The following is a 15197-nucleotide window of genomic DNA, read 5'->3' as shown; positions in this document are numbered from 1 at the left end:
CACGCTCGGGGACGCCCGGCGCGGCGTCACGCTCGGGGACGCCCGGCGCATCGGGGCCCTCCGGGGCCTCCTGGCCGCCCCGCGCCTCGGGGCCGCCCGGCGCGTCGGTGCGGACACCGGCGTGCGCGCCGGAATGCGCACCTGCGCACGCGCTGCAGGACGCCTCCGGCCCCGCGGTCGCGCCTTCCGGCGTCGCCGCGGCGGTGCCGGGCGCGCCCGCGGCGCTCCCCCGTACGGTCTCGTTCTCCGCGGCCGTGGTGCTCACCGGGCCGCACTCCGCGGGCGCCCGGCGTACGCCCGGGGCTGCCCGGCGCCCGGCCCCGGTGCGGCGTGCGCCGCCGTGGTGCCGTACGCGGGGACGGGCCGTACGACGCCGGGGCGCGCGGGGACGCCGCGGGCCGCGCGGGTGCGCGGGGGACGGAGGGTGCACACGTTCACGCCTTCACCAATCCTTCCGTACGTCCCCCGAGCGCCAGATACACATCCTCCAGGCTGGGCGTGGCCAGAGTGAAATCGTCCAGCGCCGCGAAGGCCCGGCCCGTGGTCACCGCGCGGACGGCGTCCCGGGCCTCCTCCGGCGGCATGCGCAGCGTCCAGCGGCGGCCGGAGACCGCGGCCGCCGCGGCCAGGGCGGCCACCTCCGGCACCTCCAGCGGCGGGCGGTCCCGCCACACCAGGTCGAGCCGCACGTCCTCCCCGACCAGCGCCTTGAGCCCGCCCGGCGTGTCGCAGGCGATGACCCGGCCGCGTTCCAGGACGGCGACCCGGTCCAGCACCGTCTCGGCCTCGATGACGTTGTGCGTGACGAGCACCACGGTGGTACCGCGTTCCGCCCGCCGGCGGTCGACCGCCGCCCACACGGCGCGCCGGGCCACGGGGTCCATGCCGGTGGTGGGCTCGTCCAGCACCAGCAGCGGGCGCTCACCGACCAGCGCCGCGGCGACGCAGGCCAGGCGGCGCTGCCCGCCGGAGAGCTTCTTCAGGGCGCGGCCGGCGAGGCCGCCGAGGTCCAGTTCGTCCAGGACGCCGTCCCGCGCGCGCCGTGCGGCCCGCGCGTCCAGGCCGCGCAGCCGGGCGGTGGTCTCCACGGCCAGCGCGACGGTCAGTTCGTCCAGCGCGGTGGACTGCTGCCCCAGGAAGGCGAGCAGCCGGGACGCCCGCTCCGGGAACCGGACGAGGTCGTGCCCGAGCACCTCGACGGCCCCGGCGTCCGGGCGCAACAAGCCGGTGAGCTGGCGCACCAGGGTGGACTTCCCGGCGCCGTTGGGGCCGAGCAGGCCGAAGACCTCGCCGCGGCCCACCGTGAGGCTGACCCCGTCGGTGGCGCGTACCGCGGGTGCCGCGGGGGCGCCGCGCCGGGCGCGGGCCGCCGGGTACGTCTTGACCAGGCCGGTCGTCCGTACGGCGGGCCGCACAGCCGTCGACGCGCCGTCCGCCGGCGCTTCCGTGCCCGATCCCACGAAGCACGAGGGTACGCGCCCCGGGCCGGTCGCGGGCACGGAGGGGCACCTCGCCCCCACTGGGCCCGGCCCCGGGACGGCGGGCCGGGCCGGGGCTCGCCACGGGGACGGTGGAACGCGCCCCGGGAGGGCGGCCCCGCCCCGCGCCGGCGTGGGGCCCGTTCGCGCCGGGTGGCCGGCACGCCGTACGGGAGGGCCGGTCACACCGGAGCGGAGGCGGTCAGCGCGGGTGCTGCTCCTCGCCGGAGGAGCGTTCCGTCCCGGTGCGGGTGTCCACCTCCCGCCAGAACCCCGCGCGGATCGCGTACCGGTCGTGCTCGTCGATCTGGTCGTCCTTGTGCGCCAGCAGCCCGAAGCGGGCGGCGTAGCGGAGCAGTTCGCCGTCGATCCGGTGCGGGATGCGCGGGTACTCGCCGGACAGGTGGTTCAGGTGCACGGGGGTGGCGAGCCGGGCCATCCAGCGCCGGGCGAAGACCTGCCCGACCTCGAACGGGTCGCCGCTGACCGCGGTGATGTCCTCCTCACGGTCCGCCCAGCGCTGTTCGGCGGTGGTGAGCTGCGCGAGCGTGGGCAGGGCGGCGATCTCCGGCGACTCCGTCGGCACGGTGCCGCGCTCGACCCACCCCTTGTCGGAGGACCAGCGGAGGGTGGCCCCGGGGGGCTGCTGCGGAGCGGCGGGCGCGGGGCGGCCGAGTCCGGCGAGGTCCTTGGGCGTCGGCACGGTCCGGCCGGCTCCGGTCGCGCCGGCGGAGGCCGCCTCGCCGCCGCCCTCCGGGTGGGCGCTCTCGGCCGTCTGCTCGGCGGCGCCCTCGGGGCAGGCGGCACCCGCGGTGGAGGCGGCGCCGTTCTTCGCGGCCTCGGGGAGCGGGGCGGAGAGGATGGCGGCGATCTCCGGGCGGGCCTCGGAGCGGCCGGCGTAACCCGCCGCGGTCTCGGTGGCCCGTACGGCGCGGGTGATCCAGCCGCGGTCCAGCACCCGGCGCTCGTCCGCCTCGGCCACCAGGTCCTCGGACTGGTTGTAGTCGCCGTCCGCGGCCTGCACCGCCCAGAGATGGACGGCGACCCCGTGCTCCTTGGCCGACATCAGCCCCGGCAGCAGGTCCCCGTCCCCGGTGACGAGCACGATGTCGGAACAGGCCCGGTTGCGGGCGAGTTCGGTCAGCTCGGCGTGCATGGCCGCGTCCACGCCCTTCTGCGCCCAGCGGCCCTCGCTCCGGGTCAGGGCGCCCAGCCGCACGGTCACCCGGGGCATGACGCGCAGTCTGCGGTGCTCGGGCTGCGGCACCCGGTCGGGCGCGCCGTCGAACCAGTAGATCCGCAGCAGCCGGCACCCCGTGTCGCCCTCCGCCTGCTCGCGCAGGGCCTGGACCAGGGCGGCGTGATCCACGCTGATCCGGGAACGGGTGGGTTCGCCGGCCAGCAGGCTGGCGGCGGCGCCCAGCAGGTACCCGGCGTCGACCAGGACGACGCAGCGGTCCACGTTCCACCTTCTCTCGCAGCGCGTTTCCTTCGAGTCTGCCCGAGCGTACGGGCGATTGGCAGCCGGACCCGGATCACCGGCGTGGCGCCGCGGGGGGCAGGGGGTCACTCATGGTGATTGTCTGAAATGCGCAGAGTGTTCCCTTGTGTAACGCTGATTCCGGCCCACAGTTGAGGATCACCTTGGAGGCGATCATGGCCAAGCAGAAGAAGCAGGACCGGGACCAGGCGCAGAAGCCCCGCAACGCCGAACGGGCGCCGCAGGAGGAGCACGAGAGCGGGATGGAGGCACCCGCCTCACCCTCGCAGGTCGCCCGCAAGCAGAAGAAGCAGTCCTTCGGCCACAACTGATCCCGGGCCGCACGGCCGGCACGCAAGCGGAGGGCGCACCCGGGCCGGGGTGCGCCCTCCCGGCATGCGCGGAGGCCCGGCGAGCGCCGCGGGGCGCGGCCACCGCCCGGGGCGGGGCCGCGGGTGCGGAACCCCGGCCCGTGGACCGGCACGAGATCCTCACGGCCCGCACAAGGCCTTCACCTGGGGCGGACCCGTACCGCCCGCCCGGGACCGCCGGCCCCGTACCACCTGCCCCTGCGCCGCCCGCACCGCGGACTTCACTCCCCCGCCGTCACGTCCTCCCCGACGCCCTCGGCGGCGGCCAGCGTCAGCAGCGTCTCCAGCAGCCCGGGGAAGCGCGCGTCGAACTCCTCCCGGCGCAGCCGGACATAGCAGCGGGTGCCCTCCTGACGGGTACGGGTGAGGCCGGCGTCCCGCAGCGTCTTCAGATGGTGGCTCAGCGTCGACTTGGCGACCGGGGCGCGCAGTTCGCCCCACCCCCGCTCCCGCCCGTCCGCCAGCAGCCGTACGACCCCCAGGCGGACCGGGTCGCCGAGCACGGTCAGCACACGGGAGAGCGACACCTCGCTCGGCTCGGGGTGGTGGGGATCCCTCATGTCCTCACGCTATCGTGTTCGATGTTCCACGAACATCGAACAAGGGGTTTCGCCATGACCGGTCAGACCGATCCGACGGAAAGCCGCTTCACCGGGCAGGTGGTGCTGGTGACGGGCGCCGGCTCCGGCATCGGGCGGGCCACGGCACAGGCGTTCGCCGCCGCGGGCGCCCGCGTCCTGGGCGTGGGCCGCCGGGAGGACGCCCTGGCCGCGACCGCCGCCCTGCACCCGGAGATCGCCGCGTTCCCCGCGGACCTCAACCGCGCGGGCGCCCCCGCGGAGGCCGTCCGCGCCGCGGTGGACCGCTGGGGGCGCCTCGACGTGCTGGTCAACAACGCCGGCGTGTTCGCCGCGATGCCGCTGGAGCAGGCCGACGCCGCGGGGATCGAGCGGGTACTGGCCACCAACGTCACCGCGCCGAGCCTGCTCGCCGCCGCGGCCCTGCCCCGGCTCCGCGAGAGCCGCGGCGCGATCGTCAACGTCTCCAGCACCTTCGGGCACCGCCCCGCCCCGGGCGCCGGCCACTACGCCGCCTCCAAGGCGGCTCTGGAGCAACTGACCCGGAGCTGGGCCCTGGAACTGGCCCCCGACCGGATACGGGTCAACGCCCTCGCCCCCGGGCCGACCGAGAGCGAGGCCCTCACCGCCTCCGGCCTCCCGGACGCGGCGGTCCGGGAGATCAAGGCACAGGAGACGGCCCGCATCCCGCTGGGCCGGCGTGGGGACCCGGCCGAGGCCGCCACCTGGATCCTCCGTCTCGCGGACGCCCACACCGCCTGGCTCACCGGCCAGGTCCTCACCCTCGACGGCGGCCTCGAACTCACCTGACCGCTCCGGGAACTCCGCCGGGGGACGGAGGCCTGCCGTCAGGCGGGTTTCCGCCAGGTGAGGGCCATGGAGACCGGGTGGTGGCGGTGGCGCTCCCACTTGGGCTTCGCCGCGATCCAGCGGTCGTCCACCACGCCCTCGCGCATCTCCGCCAGCGTCCAGCCCGCCCCGAGGCCGGCCGTGAGGTGGTCGCTCACCAGATGCACGTGGGTGGTGATGGCGAGGTCCTCGCCGGAGGCGTCGGTGAAGTGGGTGGGCATGCCCGTGGTCATGATGAAGTGCGGGTGGTAGGCGACCACCACGCACCAGGCGCCGGGGGCGGCCAGCCGCCACGCCTCGTCGTAGAAGGGGCGCAGGTCGGGGAGGTGCTCGTCGATGAGTGAGGAGACGACCAGGTCGTACGCCCCGGAGGCGAGGCCGGTGGCCCGTACGTCGCCCTCGATCAGCCGGTCGTGCGCGCCCCGGCTGCGGGCCCGGGCGAGCATCTCCGGGGTGAGGTCCACGCCCTCGACCGAGGCGGCGCCCCGGCCGCGCAGCCACGCGCCGGTGCGCCCGGTGCCGCAGCCCAGGTCGGCGGCGCGGCGTACGGCGGACCAGTCGGGCTCGGCGAGCTCCTCGAGGAGGGCGAGGTCCATCACGTCCTCGACGGTCTGCTCGTAGGTGCCGGCCCACCGCCCGTATCCGGTGGTCACGTCGACGGTGCGGTAGCCGCGCTGGTCGAAGTCGGAGAAGCTGCTCATGAACCCCGATTCTCGGCGCCGTCCGGCGCCGGGGGCCAGCCGTTTTCCCGGTGGCGGCACGGCTGCCCGGCCCGGGCCCCGAGGGGCCCGGGGGCCGGGCAGCCTCGGGTGCCCGGCTCAGCCGGCGAGGCAGGTGGGGCCGAGGAGCTGTTTGAGGTCGCCGAAGAGGGCCGGGTCGACGGTCACCCGGTGCCGGTCCAGGCGCAGCACGGTGGTCCGGCGGGCGCCCTGGAGCTTGACCCGGACCTCGGTGGAGCCCTTGTGGTGGGTGAGCACCTCGCCGAGCTTCTCCACCAGCGGCGGGGTGACCTTGACCGTGGGGATGGTGATGGTGACCGGTGCGTTCGCCGAGGCCTCGCTGAGGTCGGGGATCATCAGTTCCATGGCGACCAGCCGCGGCACGTCCTCGCGCTTGTCCAGGCGCCCCTTGACGAAGACGACGGCATCCTCGACGAGCTGGGTGGAGACGAGCTGGTAGGTGGCCGGGAAGAACATGCAGTCGATCGAGCCGGCCAGGTCCTCGACGGTCGCGATGGCCCAGGCGTTGCCCTGCTTGGTCATCTTCCGCTGCAGGCCGGAGATGATGCCGCCGATGGTGACGACCGAGCCGTCGGAGTAGTCCCCGCCGGTGAGCTGGGAGATCCCCGCGTCGGCCTTCTCGTTGAGCACGTGTTCCAGGCCGAAGAGGGGGTGGTCGGAGACGTAGAGTCCGAGCATCTCCCGCTCCTGGGCGAGCAGATAGGTCTTGTCCCACTCCTCCTCGGAGAACTCCACGTCCAGGCCGAAGGCCGGGGTGTCCTCCGCGGTGTCGTCGCCCATGCCGCCGAAGAGGTCGAACTGCCCTTCGGCCTCCTTGCGCTTGACCTGCACCACGTTGTCGATCATCGACTCGAAGTGGGCGGTGAGGCCCTTGCGGGTGTGGCCCATCTCGTCGAAGGCGCCGGCCTTGATCAGGGACTCGACCGTGCGCTTGTTGCAGACGACCGCCTCCACCTTGTCCAGGAAGTCCGGGAAGGAGGTGTAGCGGCCCTTGGCGCGGCGGCACGCGACGATGGAGTCCACGACGTTCTGTCCGACGTTCCGGACGGCGGTGAGGCCGAAGACGATGGTGTCGTCGCCGCGCGGGGTGAAGTTCGCGTCCGATTCGTTGACGTCCGGGGGGAGCACCCGGATGCCCATCTTGCGGCACTCGTTCAGATAGACCGCCGACTTGTCCTTGTCGTCGCGGACCGAGGTGAGCAGCGCGGCCATGTACTCGGCCGGGTAGTTGGCCTTGAGGTAGGCGGTCCAGTAGGTGACCAGCCCGTACGCCGAGGAGTGCGCCTTGTTGAAGGCGTATCCGGCGAAGGGCACCAGCACGTCCCAGACGGCCTGGATCGCCTCGTCCGAATAGCCCTTGTCGCGGGCGCCCTTCTGGAAGTTGACGAACTCGGCGTCCAGCACCTCCTGCTTCTTCTTGCCCATCGCGCGGCGCAGCAGGTCGGCCTGGCCCAGGGAGTAGCCGGCGAGCACCTGGGCGGCCTTCTGCACCTGCTCCTGATAGACGATGAGGCCGTAGGTGACGCCGAGGATCTCCTTGAGCGGCTCTTCCAGCTCGGGGTGGATCGGGGTGATCTCCTGCTGGCCGTTCTTCCGCAGGGCGTAGTTGATGTGCGAGTTCATGCCCATCGGGCCGGGCCGGTAGAGAGCCGAGACCGCGGAGATGTCCTCGAAGTTGTCCGGCTTCATCATGCGCAGCAGGGAGCGCATGGGGCCGCCGTCGAACTGGAAGACGCCGAGGGTGTCGCCGCGGCAGAGCAGCTCGAAGGTCTTCGGGTCGTCCAGCGGCAGGTCGAGCAGGGTGAGGTCGACGTCCTTGTTCTTCCTGATGAGCTTGACGGCGTCGTCCATGATCGTGAGGTTCCGCAGGCCCAGGAAGTCCATCTTGAGCAGGCCGAGCGCCTCACAGCTCGGGTAGTCCCACTGGGTCACCACGGTGCCGTCGTTCTTCGGGGAGAAGACCGGCACGTGGTCGATCAGCCGTTCGCTGGACATGATCACGCCGGCCGCGTGCACGCCCATCTGGCGTACCAGGCCCTCGATGCCGCGGGCGGAGTCGATCACCTTCTTCACGTCCGGCTCGTTCTCGTACATCCCCCGGACCTCGCCCGCCTCGTTGTACCGCGGGTGGTCCTTGTCGAGGATGCCGGAGAGAGGGATGCCCTTGCCCAGGACGTCGGCGGGCATGGCCTTGGTGATGCGGTCGCCCATGGCGTACGGGTAGCCCAGCACCCGGGAGGCGTCCTTGATCGCGGCCTTGGCCTTGATCGTGCCGTAGGTGCCGATCATGGCGACCTTGTCGGCGCCGTACTTGTCGGTGACATAGCGGATGACGTCGCCGCGCCGGCGCTCGTCGAAGTCGATGTCGACGTCCGGCATGGTGACGCGCTCGGGGTTGAGGAACCGCTCGAAGATCAGCCCGTGGTCGATCGGGTCCAGGTCGGTGATGCCGAGGGCGTAGGAGACGATCGAGCCTGCGGCGGAGCCGCGGCCGGGACCGACGGCGATGCCGTTGTTCTTGGCCCACATGATGAAGTCGGCGACCACCAGGAAGTAGCCGGGGAAGCCCATGTCGATGATGATCTTCATCTCGTAGTCGGCCTGGGCCTGCCGGTCCTCGGGGACGCCGTTCGGGTAGCGCCGGGCCATGCCCCGGCGGACCTCCTCCTGGAACCAGGACACCTCGTCGTACCCGGCGGGCACGTCGAAGCGGGGCATCAGGTTCCGCTGGTCGAACATGCCGGTGGTGTCGATCCGGTCGGCGATCAGCCGCTGGGTGTTCAGGCAGCCCTGCTGCCAGGCCTCGGAGGAGTCGATGGCGTACATCTCGGCCGCCGACTTGAGGTAGTAGCCCGCCCCGTCGAACTTGAAGCGGTCCGGGTCGGAGAGGTTGCTGCCGGTCTGGATGCAGAGCAGGGTGTCGTGGGCCGCGGCCTCGGACTCGTAGGTGTAGTGCGAGTCGTTGGTGACGACGAACGGCGCGTTGATCTTCCGGGCGATCTCCTCCAGGCCGTCCCGGGCGCGCTTGTCGATGTCGATGCCGTGGTCCATCAGCTCGACGAAGAAGTTCTCCTTGCCGAAGATGTCCTGGAACTCCCCGGCGGCCTTCAGCGCCTCGTCCAGCTGCCCGAGCCGGATACGGGTGCTCACCTCGCCGGAGGGGCAGCCGGTGGTGGCCATCAGGCCGTCGGCGTACTCGGCGAGCAGCTCCCGGTCCATCCGCGGTTTGCGGAAGAAACCCTCCAGGCTGGCGCGGGACTGGGCGCGGAAGAGGTTGTAGAGGCCGGTGGAGTTCCGCGCCCACATGGTCATGTGCGTGTACGCGCCGTTGCCGGCGACGTCGTCCCGCTTCTGGTGCGGGGTGCCCCACTTCACCGGCCGGGTGCTGCGGCGGGACTCGGGTGCGACGTACGCCTCGATGCCCATCACCGGGGTGATGCCGGCGTCCACGGCCTGGTGGAAGAAGTCGTACGCCCCGTGCAGGTTGCCGTGGTCGGTGATCGCGATGTGCGACATGCCCATCTGGTCGCACGCCTTGAACATGTCCTTCAGGCGCGCGGCCCCGTCCAGCAGCGAGTACTGCGTGTGCACGTGCAGATGGGTGAACGGCTGGTCGGTCACGGGGCGGGCCACCTCCGGAGCGGGTCGTGACGGGGCGGTGAGGAGTCTACGACCCGGTACTGACAGTGTGCGCGCTGCGCCTCCGGCGGCGGGGCGCGTGCCGCGGGCCGCGCCCCGGGTGCCCGGCACCGGGAGGCCCGCGCGGCGCGCGCCCGCACCGGTCTCCCGGCGCCGGGCACTCCGGTCCACCCTCGCTCGTTGGACCCGCGGAACGACCGCCACCCAGGAGAGGCAACCCCATGGCCACCACGCAGACCGCCGACGCCCGGGCGCGCGGCGAGCGCATCCTCGAGGTCTTCGGCACCGCCTTCGGCGAGCTGCTCGCGGCGGACCCCGCCGCGTTCCAGGTGAAGTTCCGCAAGATGGCCGCCTCCGCCTTCGCCTTCTACCGCGGCACGGCCTGCCTGTTCTACGCCGACCTGGACGGCGAGCAGCACGACGGCGGCCCCTACCTGGACGAGCGGACCTCCCGGGTCTGGATCCACGGCGACCTGCACGCCGAGAACTTCGGCACCTACATGGACGCCAACGGCCGCCTGGTCTTCAACGTCAACGACTTCGACGAGGCCTTCGTCGGCCCCTTCACCTGGGACCTGAAGCGGTTCGCCGCCTCGGTGGCGCTGCTCGGCTACTCCAAGGCCCTCAGCGACGCGCAGATCGGCGACCTGGTCCGCACCTACGCCGTGGCGTACCGGGAGCGCATCCACGCCCTGGCGACCGGGGCCAAGGACGACGAGGTGCCCTCGCTCACCCTGGACACCGCCGAGGGCCCGGTGCTGGACGCGCTGCGGGCGGCCCGGGCGAACACGCGGTTCGGGCTGCTGGACGGCATGACCGAGATCCGGGACTGGGAGCGCCGCTTCGCCGCCGCCCCGGGCACCGTCGACCTGGACTCCGCCACCCGCTACAAGGTACTGGACGCCTTCGACGCCTACCTGGACACGCTCCCGCCCGGCTCGCCCACCCGCCCCGACGCCTACCGGGTGAAGGACGTCGTCGGGCGCCGGGGCGTGGGGATCGGCAGCGCCGGCCTCCCCTCCTACAACGTGCTGCTGGAGGGCCACAGCGACGCGCTGGAGAACGATCTGGTGATCTACCTCAAGCAGGGGCAGACCCCGGCCGTCTCCCGGCACGTCACCGATCCGGAGATCCGGGACTACTTCCGGCACGAGGGCCACCGCACGGTGATCTCGCAGCGGGCCCTGCAGGCGCACGCCGACCCGTGGCTGGGCTGGACCGAGCTGGACGGCTCCGGCATGCTCGTCGCGGAGGTCTCGCCGTATGCGGTCGACCTGGACTGGTCGGACCTGGACGATCCCGCGGAGATCGCCCGGGTGGTGGCCGACCTGGGCCGGGCGACGGCCGCCATGCACGCCGCCGCGGACGACGAGAGCGGCCACTCGCTGGTCCCCTTCTCCACCGAGCGGGCCATCGACGCGGCGATCGCGGCCGACGAGGAGGGCTTCCCGGAGATGCTGACCGGCTTCGCGCACGACTACGGCTCGCAGACCCGCCGGGACCACCAGATCTTCGTGGACCTGTTCCGTAACGGACGGATTCCGGGACTGTAGCCGGGCGGCTGCGTTCCGCAGCCCTTACTCCGGACTTACGGTTCCGCATGGCACACTCGGGCGGCGATGGGTATGACGGCAGCAGGCATCCGGGCGGCACGGGCCGCGGTCTTCACCGCGCTCTGCGTCACGCTCTCCGCCGGCGCCCACGTGCTGCTCTCCGGCGCACCACTTCCGCTGGCGCCGCTGGCGGCGGTGAGCGGCTTCGTCTTCCTGATCGCCTTCGCCCTCGCCGGCCGGGAGTGCGGCTACGCCCGGATCGCCGGGCTGCTGGTGCCGCTGGAGCTCGTCGCGGACACCGTCTTCACCACCGGCCAGCACGCCTGCTACGGGCATGCGGGCGGCCCGGTGACCGGGCCGCTGCGCTCGGTGGGCATCGACGTGGTCTGCGCCGGCGGCGGGGTGGGCACCCCGCTGGCCCGGATGGCGCCCGCACGGGACACGCTCGCCACGGCCGCGCAGGGCGGCTCGCCGTGGTTGCTGCTCGCCGCCCATGTGGCCGTCGGTCTGGCCGCCGCCGCCTGGCTGCGCCGCGGGGAGGCCGCGGTCGCGCGGCTGCTGAGCGCGGCGGCCGCGACGGCCTTCCGGCCGCTGCTGCTGGCGGTCCGGGCCCGCCCCCGGGTGCCCGGGGTGCCGGCCCGGCCGGTCCGCCCGACGCCCGTACGGACCGCCCGGCCGCTGCCGCTGCTCGCCCATTCCGTACTGCGCCGCGGGCCGCCGTGCGCCCGGGCTCTCGCCGCCTGAGCACACGCCCGGGGCCCGTGCCGGCCTGACGCCGGACCGACCGGACCCGTCGCCGGACGGGGCGACGCGCCGCCCGGCGCGGCCACCCGCCGCAGGCCCCCGCGGCCCCCACACGTCCCCACGCATTCACGGAGAAACCCCCAAGATGAGCAAGCGCAACAGCCAGGAAGCCAAGCGCGCCGCCCGCGAGCGGCTCCGCATCGAGCGCGAGAAGCAGGCGAAGAAGGAGCGGATGCGCCGCCAGCTCGTGGTCGGCGGCTCCATCGTCGGTGTCCTCGCCATCGCCGCGGGCGTCGGCGTCGCCGTCGCGAACATGAACAGCGGCGGCGAGGGCGACTCCAGCAACTGGAGCGCCGCGAAGAAGGTCGCCACCAAGGGCGCCGGCGGCACCGCCACCGTGGACGGCGAGAAGCTGAGCTACGCCGCCCCCGCCAACACCTCGGGCAAGAACGGCACCGACATCGTCATCGGCGACAAGGACGCGCAGCACACCCTCGAGATCTACGAGGACATGCGCTGCCCGGTCTGTGCCGCCTTCGAGCAGAACACCGGCGACGTCGTCCTGAAGGACATCGAGAAGGGCAAGTACAAGGCGTCCTTCACCTTCGGCACCTTCCTCGACGGCGACACGGACGAGGAGCTCAGCTCCAACGGCACCGGCTCCAAGAACGCCCTGAGCGCGCTGGGCGCCGCGCTGAACGTGAGCCCGGACGCCTTCCTGGAGTACAAGAAGGTGCTGTTCTCCAAGGAGGACCACCCGGCGGAGACCGACGACGCCTTCGCGGACGACCAGCACCTGATCGACCTCGCCCAGAAGGTCGACGAGCTCAAGGGCGACAAGAAGTTCGAGAAGGCCGTCAAGCAGGGCACCTACGACTCCTGGGCGCTCAACGTCTCGCAGAAGTTCCGCGACTCCGGCGTGCAGGGCACCCCGACGTTCAAGCTGGACGGCACCCACCTGAAGGCCAACGCCCAGGGCAGCCCGCCGATGACCCCGGAGCAGTTCAACACCCTGGTCGACCAGGAGATCGCCAAGAGCGGCGGCAAGGACGGCGGGGGCGACGAGCAGAGCGACAAGAAGGAGGGCCGGCCGAAGGAGTAGCCCCCTCCGGCCGACGACACGGCGACGGGCAGGCGAACTCTCCGCAGGGGCCTGCCCGTTGGCCGTACCCGCGGGTAATCTGCGGGCGTGACCGAATCCGAGACGCACCCCGACAGACCGACCGCCTACCCCCGGCGCCGTACCGTCGTCGCGGCCACCGCCGCGTCCGCGGCGCTGCTGCCGCTGACCTCCGGCGCATCCGCCGCGCGGGCCGGCTCCGGGCCCGCCTTCCTCCACGGCGTCGCCTCCGGCGACCCGCTGCCCGACGGCGTCCTGCTGTGGACCCGGCTGACGCCGGTCCCGGACGCCACCCCCGGCTCCGGCCGCGGCCCGGACGCCGACGTGCACTGGGAGGTGGCCGAGGACGAGGGCTTCCGCACCGTGGTGGCCCGCGGCACCGCCACCGCCACGGCCGCCGCCGACCACACCGTGAAGGCGGACGTCCGCGGTCTCCGCCCGGCCACCGCCTACTGGTACCGCTTCCGCTGCGACGGCGTCACCTCCCCGGCCGGACGCACCCGTACGGCGCCCGCCGCCGACGCGGCCGCCGACCGCATACGCTTCGGCATGGTCTCCTGCTCCAACTGGGAGGCCGGCTGGTTCGCCGCCTACCGCCATCTGGCCGCCCGCACCGACCTGGACGCCGTCCTGCACCTCGGGGACTACCTCTACGAGTACGGCACCGGCGAGTACCCGCTGGAGGAGGACGTCGTCCGGGAGGTGGTACCGGCACACGAGGTGCTCACCCTCGCCGACTACCGCAGCCGGCACGGGCTGTACAAGACCGACGCCGACCTGCGGGCGCTGCACGCCGCCCACCCGGTCGTCGCCATGTGGGACGACCACGAGTTCGCCAACGACGCCTGGTCCGGCGGCGCGGAGAACCACACCCCGGGCACCGAAGGCGACTGGGCGGCCCGGGTACGCGCCGCCAAGCAGGCGTACTTCGAGTGGATGCCGGTGCGGCCCTCCACCGAGGGCACCACGTACCGGCGGCTGCGCTTCGGCCGGCTCGCGGACCTGCACCTGCTGGACCTGCGCTCCTTCCGCGACCAGCAGCCCTCCGTCGGCGACGGCGACGCCATCGACGACCCGGACCGCACCCTGACCGGGCGCCGGCAGCTCGACTGGCTGAAGTCCGGGCTCACCGCGTCGGAGGCGGACTGGCGGCTGGTCGGGACCTCCGTGATGATCTCACCGGTGGCCTTCGGGTCGGTGCCCGCCTCTCTGCTCGGCCCGCTGGCGGAACTGCTCGGCGTGCCCCGGGAGGGCCTGGCGGTCAACGTCGACCAGTGGGACGGCTACACCGACGACCGCCGGGAACTCCTCACCCATCTGCGGGACTCCGGCACCGGCGACACCGTCTTCCTCACCGGCGACATCCACATGCACTGGGCGAACGAGGTGCCGGTCCGCGCCGCCCGCTATCCCTGGGAGGAGCCGGTGGCCACCGAGTTCGTGGTCACCTCGGTCACCTCGGACAACGTGGACGACATCCTCGGTGTCGCCCCCGGCACCGTCTCCACGGTCGGCGAGCTCGCCGTACGGGCCGCCAACCGGCACGTGCGCTGGGTGGACATGGACGCGCACGGCTTCGGCGTCCTCGACCTCACCGCCGAGCGGGCACAGATGGACTACTACGCGGTGTCCGACAAGCACGACCGCGAGGCGACCGCCCGGCACCTCCGCTCCTACCGCACCGATTCCGGCAGCCGGCGCCTCGAACGGGTGGAGCGGCCCGTACGCTGACCCCCATGGCAGGGGGACAGCGGGGGCAGTGCGTGGACGACCGCTTCGAGCTGCTGGAGCAGCTCGGCAGCGGAGGCATGGGCACGGTCTGGCGGGCCCGCGACACCGCGCTGGAACGCGAGGTGGCGCTCAAGGAGGTCCGCCCGCGTGACCCGGCCGCCGTCCCGGAGGGTTCCGAGGCCTCGCGGACGCTGCGCGCCCGCGTGCTGCGCGAGGCCCGGGCCCTGGCCCGGCTCAGCCACCCGCATGTGGTGACGATCCATCACATCGTGGCCGCGGAGCCGTATCCGTGGCTGGTCATGGAGCTGCTGCCGGGCCGCAGCCTCCAGGACCGGTGCACCCGGGACGGGCCGCTGGAACCGCGCACCGCGGCCCGCCTGGGCGGCCAGGTGCTCCAGGCGCTGCGGGCCGCTCACGCGGCCGGCATCCAGCACCGGGACGTCAAACCGGCCAACATCCTGCTGCGGGCGGACGGCGACGCCGTCCTCACCGACTTCGGCATCGCCGCGGTCCGGGACCCGGCGGCGCCGGAGGGCGGCTCGCTCACCACCACGGGCGAGATCGCCGGCTCCCCCGAGTACCTGGCGCCCGAGCGCATCCGGGGCACCGCCGACGGGCCGCCCGGCGATCTGTGGTCGCTCGGCATGACGCTCTACGTCTGCACCGAGGGCCACAGCCCGCTGCGCCGCGCCACCACCCTGGCCACGCTCGCCGCCGTGCTCGACGAGCCGGTGCCGCCGCCCGTACGGAGCGGGGAACTGGCTCCGGTGCTGAGCGCCCTGCTGGTACGGGACCCGGCGGCCCGCCCGGATGCGGAGCGGCTGGCGGGGATGCTGGCGGCGGTCGCCGCCGGGCACGCGGCGCCGACCGCCGCGGGTGCGGCCGGGCCCGCCGGGGCGGGGCGCGGGTCCGGC

Annotated in this window: 12 protein-coding genes and 1 pseudogene; 7 read left to right on the top strand and 6 right to left on the bottom strand. The window is 73.4% G+C overall.

The features are described 5' to 3' along the window. The 3 genes and pseudogenes from HOY81_RS25305 to HOY81_RS25295 all read right to left on the bottom strand — a co-directional run. A pseudogene (locus HOY81_RS25305) lies at nt 1-265 on the bottom strand (DUF445 domain-containing protein); the annotation flags it as partial. A gap of 169 nt (nt 266-434) precedes the next feature. Next, nucleotides 435-1415: an ABC transporter ATP-binding protein gene (locus HOY81_RS25300; RefSeq protein WP_237323029.1), complete on the bottom strand. Its 981-nt coding sequence runs from the start codon at nt 1413-1415 to the stop codon at nt 435-437. 265 nt (nt 1416-1680) lie between these two features. Next, entirely contained in the window at nt 1681-2940 is a 1260-nt protein-coding gene (locus HOY81_RS25295) for an NYN domain-containing protein (protein WP_237323028.1), read from the bottom strand. 170 nt (nt 2941-3110) lie between these two features. Here HOY81_RS25295 and HOY81_RS25290 point away from each other — a divergent pair, with 170 nt between their 5' ends. Beyond that, on the top strand, nt 3111-3290 hold the full coding sequence (locus HOY81_RS25290) for a hypothetical protein (protein ID WP_237323027.1): 180 nt from the start codon (nt 3111-3113) through the stop codon (nt 3288-3290). 260 nt (nt 3291-3550) lie between these two features. Here HOY81_RS25290 and HOY81_RS25285 read toward each other — a convergent pair whose 3' ends face one another. Continuing rightward, on the bottom strand, nt 3551-3889 hold the full coding sequence (locus HOY81_RS25285; protein WP_237323026.1) for a helix-turn-helix transcriptional regulator: 339 nt from the start codon (nt 3887-3889) through the stop codon (nt 3551-3553). Between the two features lie 54 nt (nt 3890-3943). Here HOY81_RS25285 and HOY81_RS25280 point away from each other — a divergent pair, with 54 nt between their 5' ends. Continuing rightward, nucleotides 3944-4717 (top strand): SDR family NAD(P)-dependent oxidoreductase, encoded by a 774-nt coding sequence (locus tag HOY81_RS25280; protein ID WP_237323025.1) that lies wholly within the window; start codon nt 3944-3946, stop codon nt 4715-4717. Nucleotides 4718-4755: 38 nt separating this feature from the next. Here HOY81_RS25280 and HOY81_RS25275 read toward each other — a convergent pair whose 3' ends face one another. Together HOY81_RS25275 and dnaE are read right to left on the bottom strand one after the other, a co-directional pair. Then, entirely contained in the window at nt 4756-5457 is a 702-nt protein-coding gene (locus HOY81_RS25275; protein WP_237323024.1) for a class I SAM-dependent methyltransferase, read from the bottom strand. A gap of 117 nt (nt 5458-5574) precedes the next feature. Further along, nucleotides 5575-9117, bottom strand: coding sequence for a DNA polymerase III subunit alpha (gene dnaE / locus HOY81_RS25270; RefSeq protein WP_237323023.1), 3543 nt, complete (start codon nt 9115-9117; stop codon nt 5575-5577). Between the two features lie 239 nt (nt 9118-9356). Between dnaE and HOY81_RS25265 the strand changes: the two genes are divergently transcribed. From HOY81_RS25265 to HOY81_RS25245, 5 genes are all read left to right on the top strand, one after another. Beyond that, nucleotides 9357-10688, top strand: coding sequence for a DUF2252 domain-containing protein (locus HOY81_RS25265; protein ID WP_237323022.1), 1332 nt, complete (start codon nt 9357-9359; stop codon nt 10686-10688). A 66-nt stretch (nt 10689-10754) separates the two neighbouring features. Then, entirely contained in the window at nt 10755-11432 is a 678-nt protein-coding gene (locus tag HOY81_RS25260) for a hypothetical protein (RefSeq protein WP_237323021.1), read from the top strand. A gap of 145 nt (nt 11433-11577) precedes the next feature. Beyond that, on the top strand, nt 11578-12534 hold the full coding sequence (locus HOY81_RS25255) for a thioredoxin domain-containing protein (RefSeq protein WP_237323020.1): 957 nt from the start codon (nt 11578-11580) through the stop codon (nt 12532-12534). A gap of 87 nt (nt 12535-12621) precedes the next feature. After that, nucleotides 12622-14283 (top strand): alkaline phosphatase, encoded by a 1662-nt coding sequence (locus HOY81_RS25250; protein WP_237323019.1) that lies wholly within the window; start codon nt 12622-12624, stop codon nt 14281-14283. A gap of 5 nt (nt 14284-14288) precedes the next feature. Further along, nucleotides 14289-15197, top strand: a 909-nt coding sequence (locus HOY81_RS25245) for a serine/threonine-protein kinase (protein ID WP_237323018.1), incomplete at its 3' end; no start/stop codon positions are given.

The sequence above is a fragment of the Streptomyces sp. JJ36 genome (assembly GCF_021696945.1).
In the GTDB taxonomy this organism is placed as follows: domain Bacteria; phylum Actinomycetota; class Actinomycetes; order Streptomycetales; family Streptomycetaceae; genus Streptomyces.
This window is presented reverse-complemented; position numbering and strand designations above follow the sequence as displayed.

What these genes read in the sequence shown, in the direction of transcription:
- HOY81_RS25285 (WP_237323026.1), bottom strand. Translation starts at nt 3,889, where the DNA reads ATGAGGGATCCCCACCACCCCGAGCCGAGCGAGGTGTCGCTCTCCCGT.
- HOY81_RS25280 (WP_237323025.1), top strand. Translation starts at nt 3,944, where the DNA reads ATGACCGGTCAGACCGATCCGACGGAAAGCCGCTTCACCGGGCAGGTG.
- HOY81_RS25275 (WP_237323024.1), bottom strand. Translation starts at nt 5,457, where the DNA reads ATGAGCAGCTTCTCCGACTTCGACCAGCGCGGCTACCGCACCGTCGAC.
- HOY81_RS25265 (WP_237323022.1), top strand. Translation starts at nt 9,357, where the DNA reads ATGGCCACCACGCAGACCGCCGACGCCCGGGCGCGCGGCGAGCGCATC.
- HOY81_RS25260 (WP_237323021.1), top strand. Translation starts at nt 10,755, where the DNA reads ATGGGTATGACGGCAGCAGGCATCCGGGCGGCACGGGCCGCGGTCTTC.
- HOY81_RS25255 (WP_237323020.1), top strand. Translation starts at nt 11,578, where the DNA reads ATGAGCAAGCGCAACAGCCAGGAAGCCAAGCGCGCCGCCCGCGAGCGG.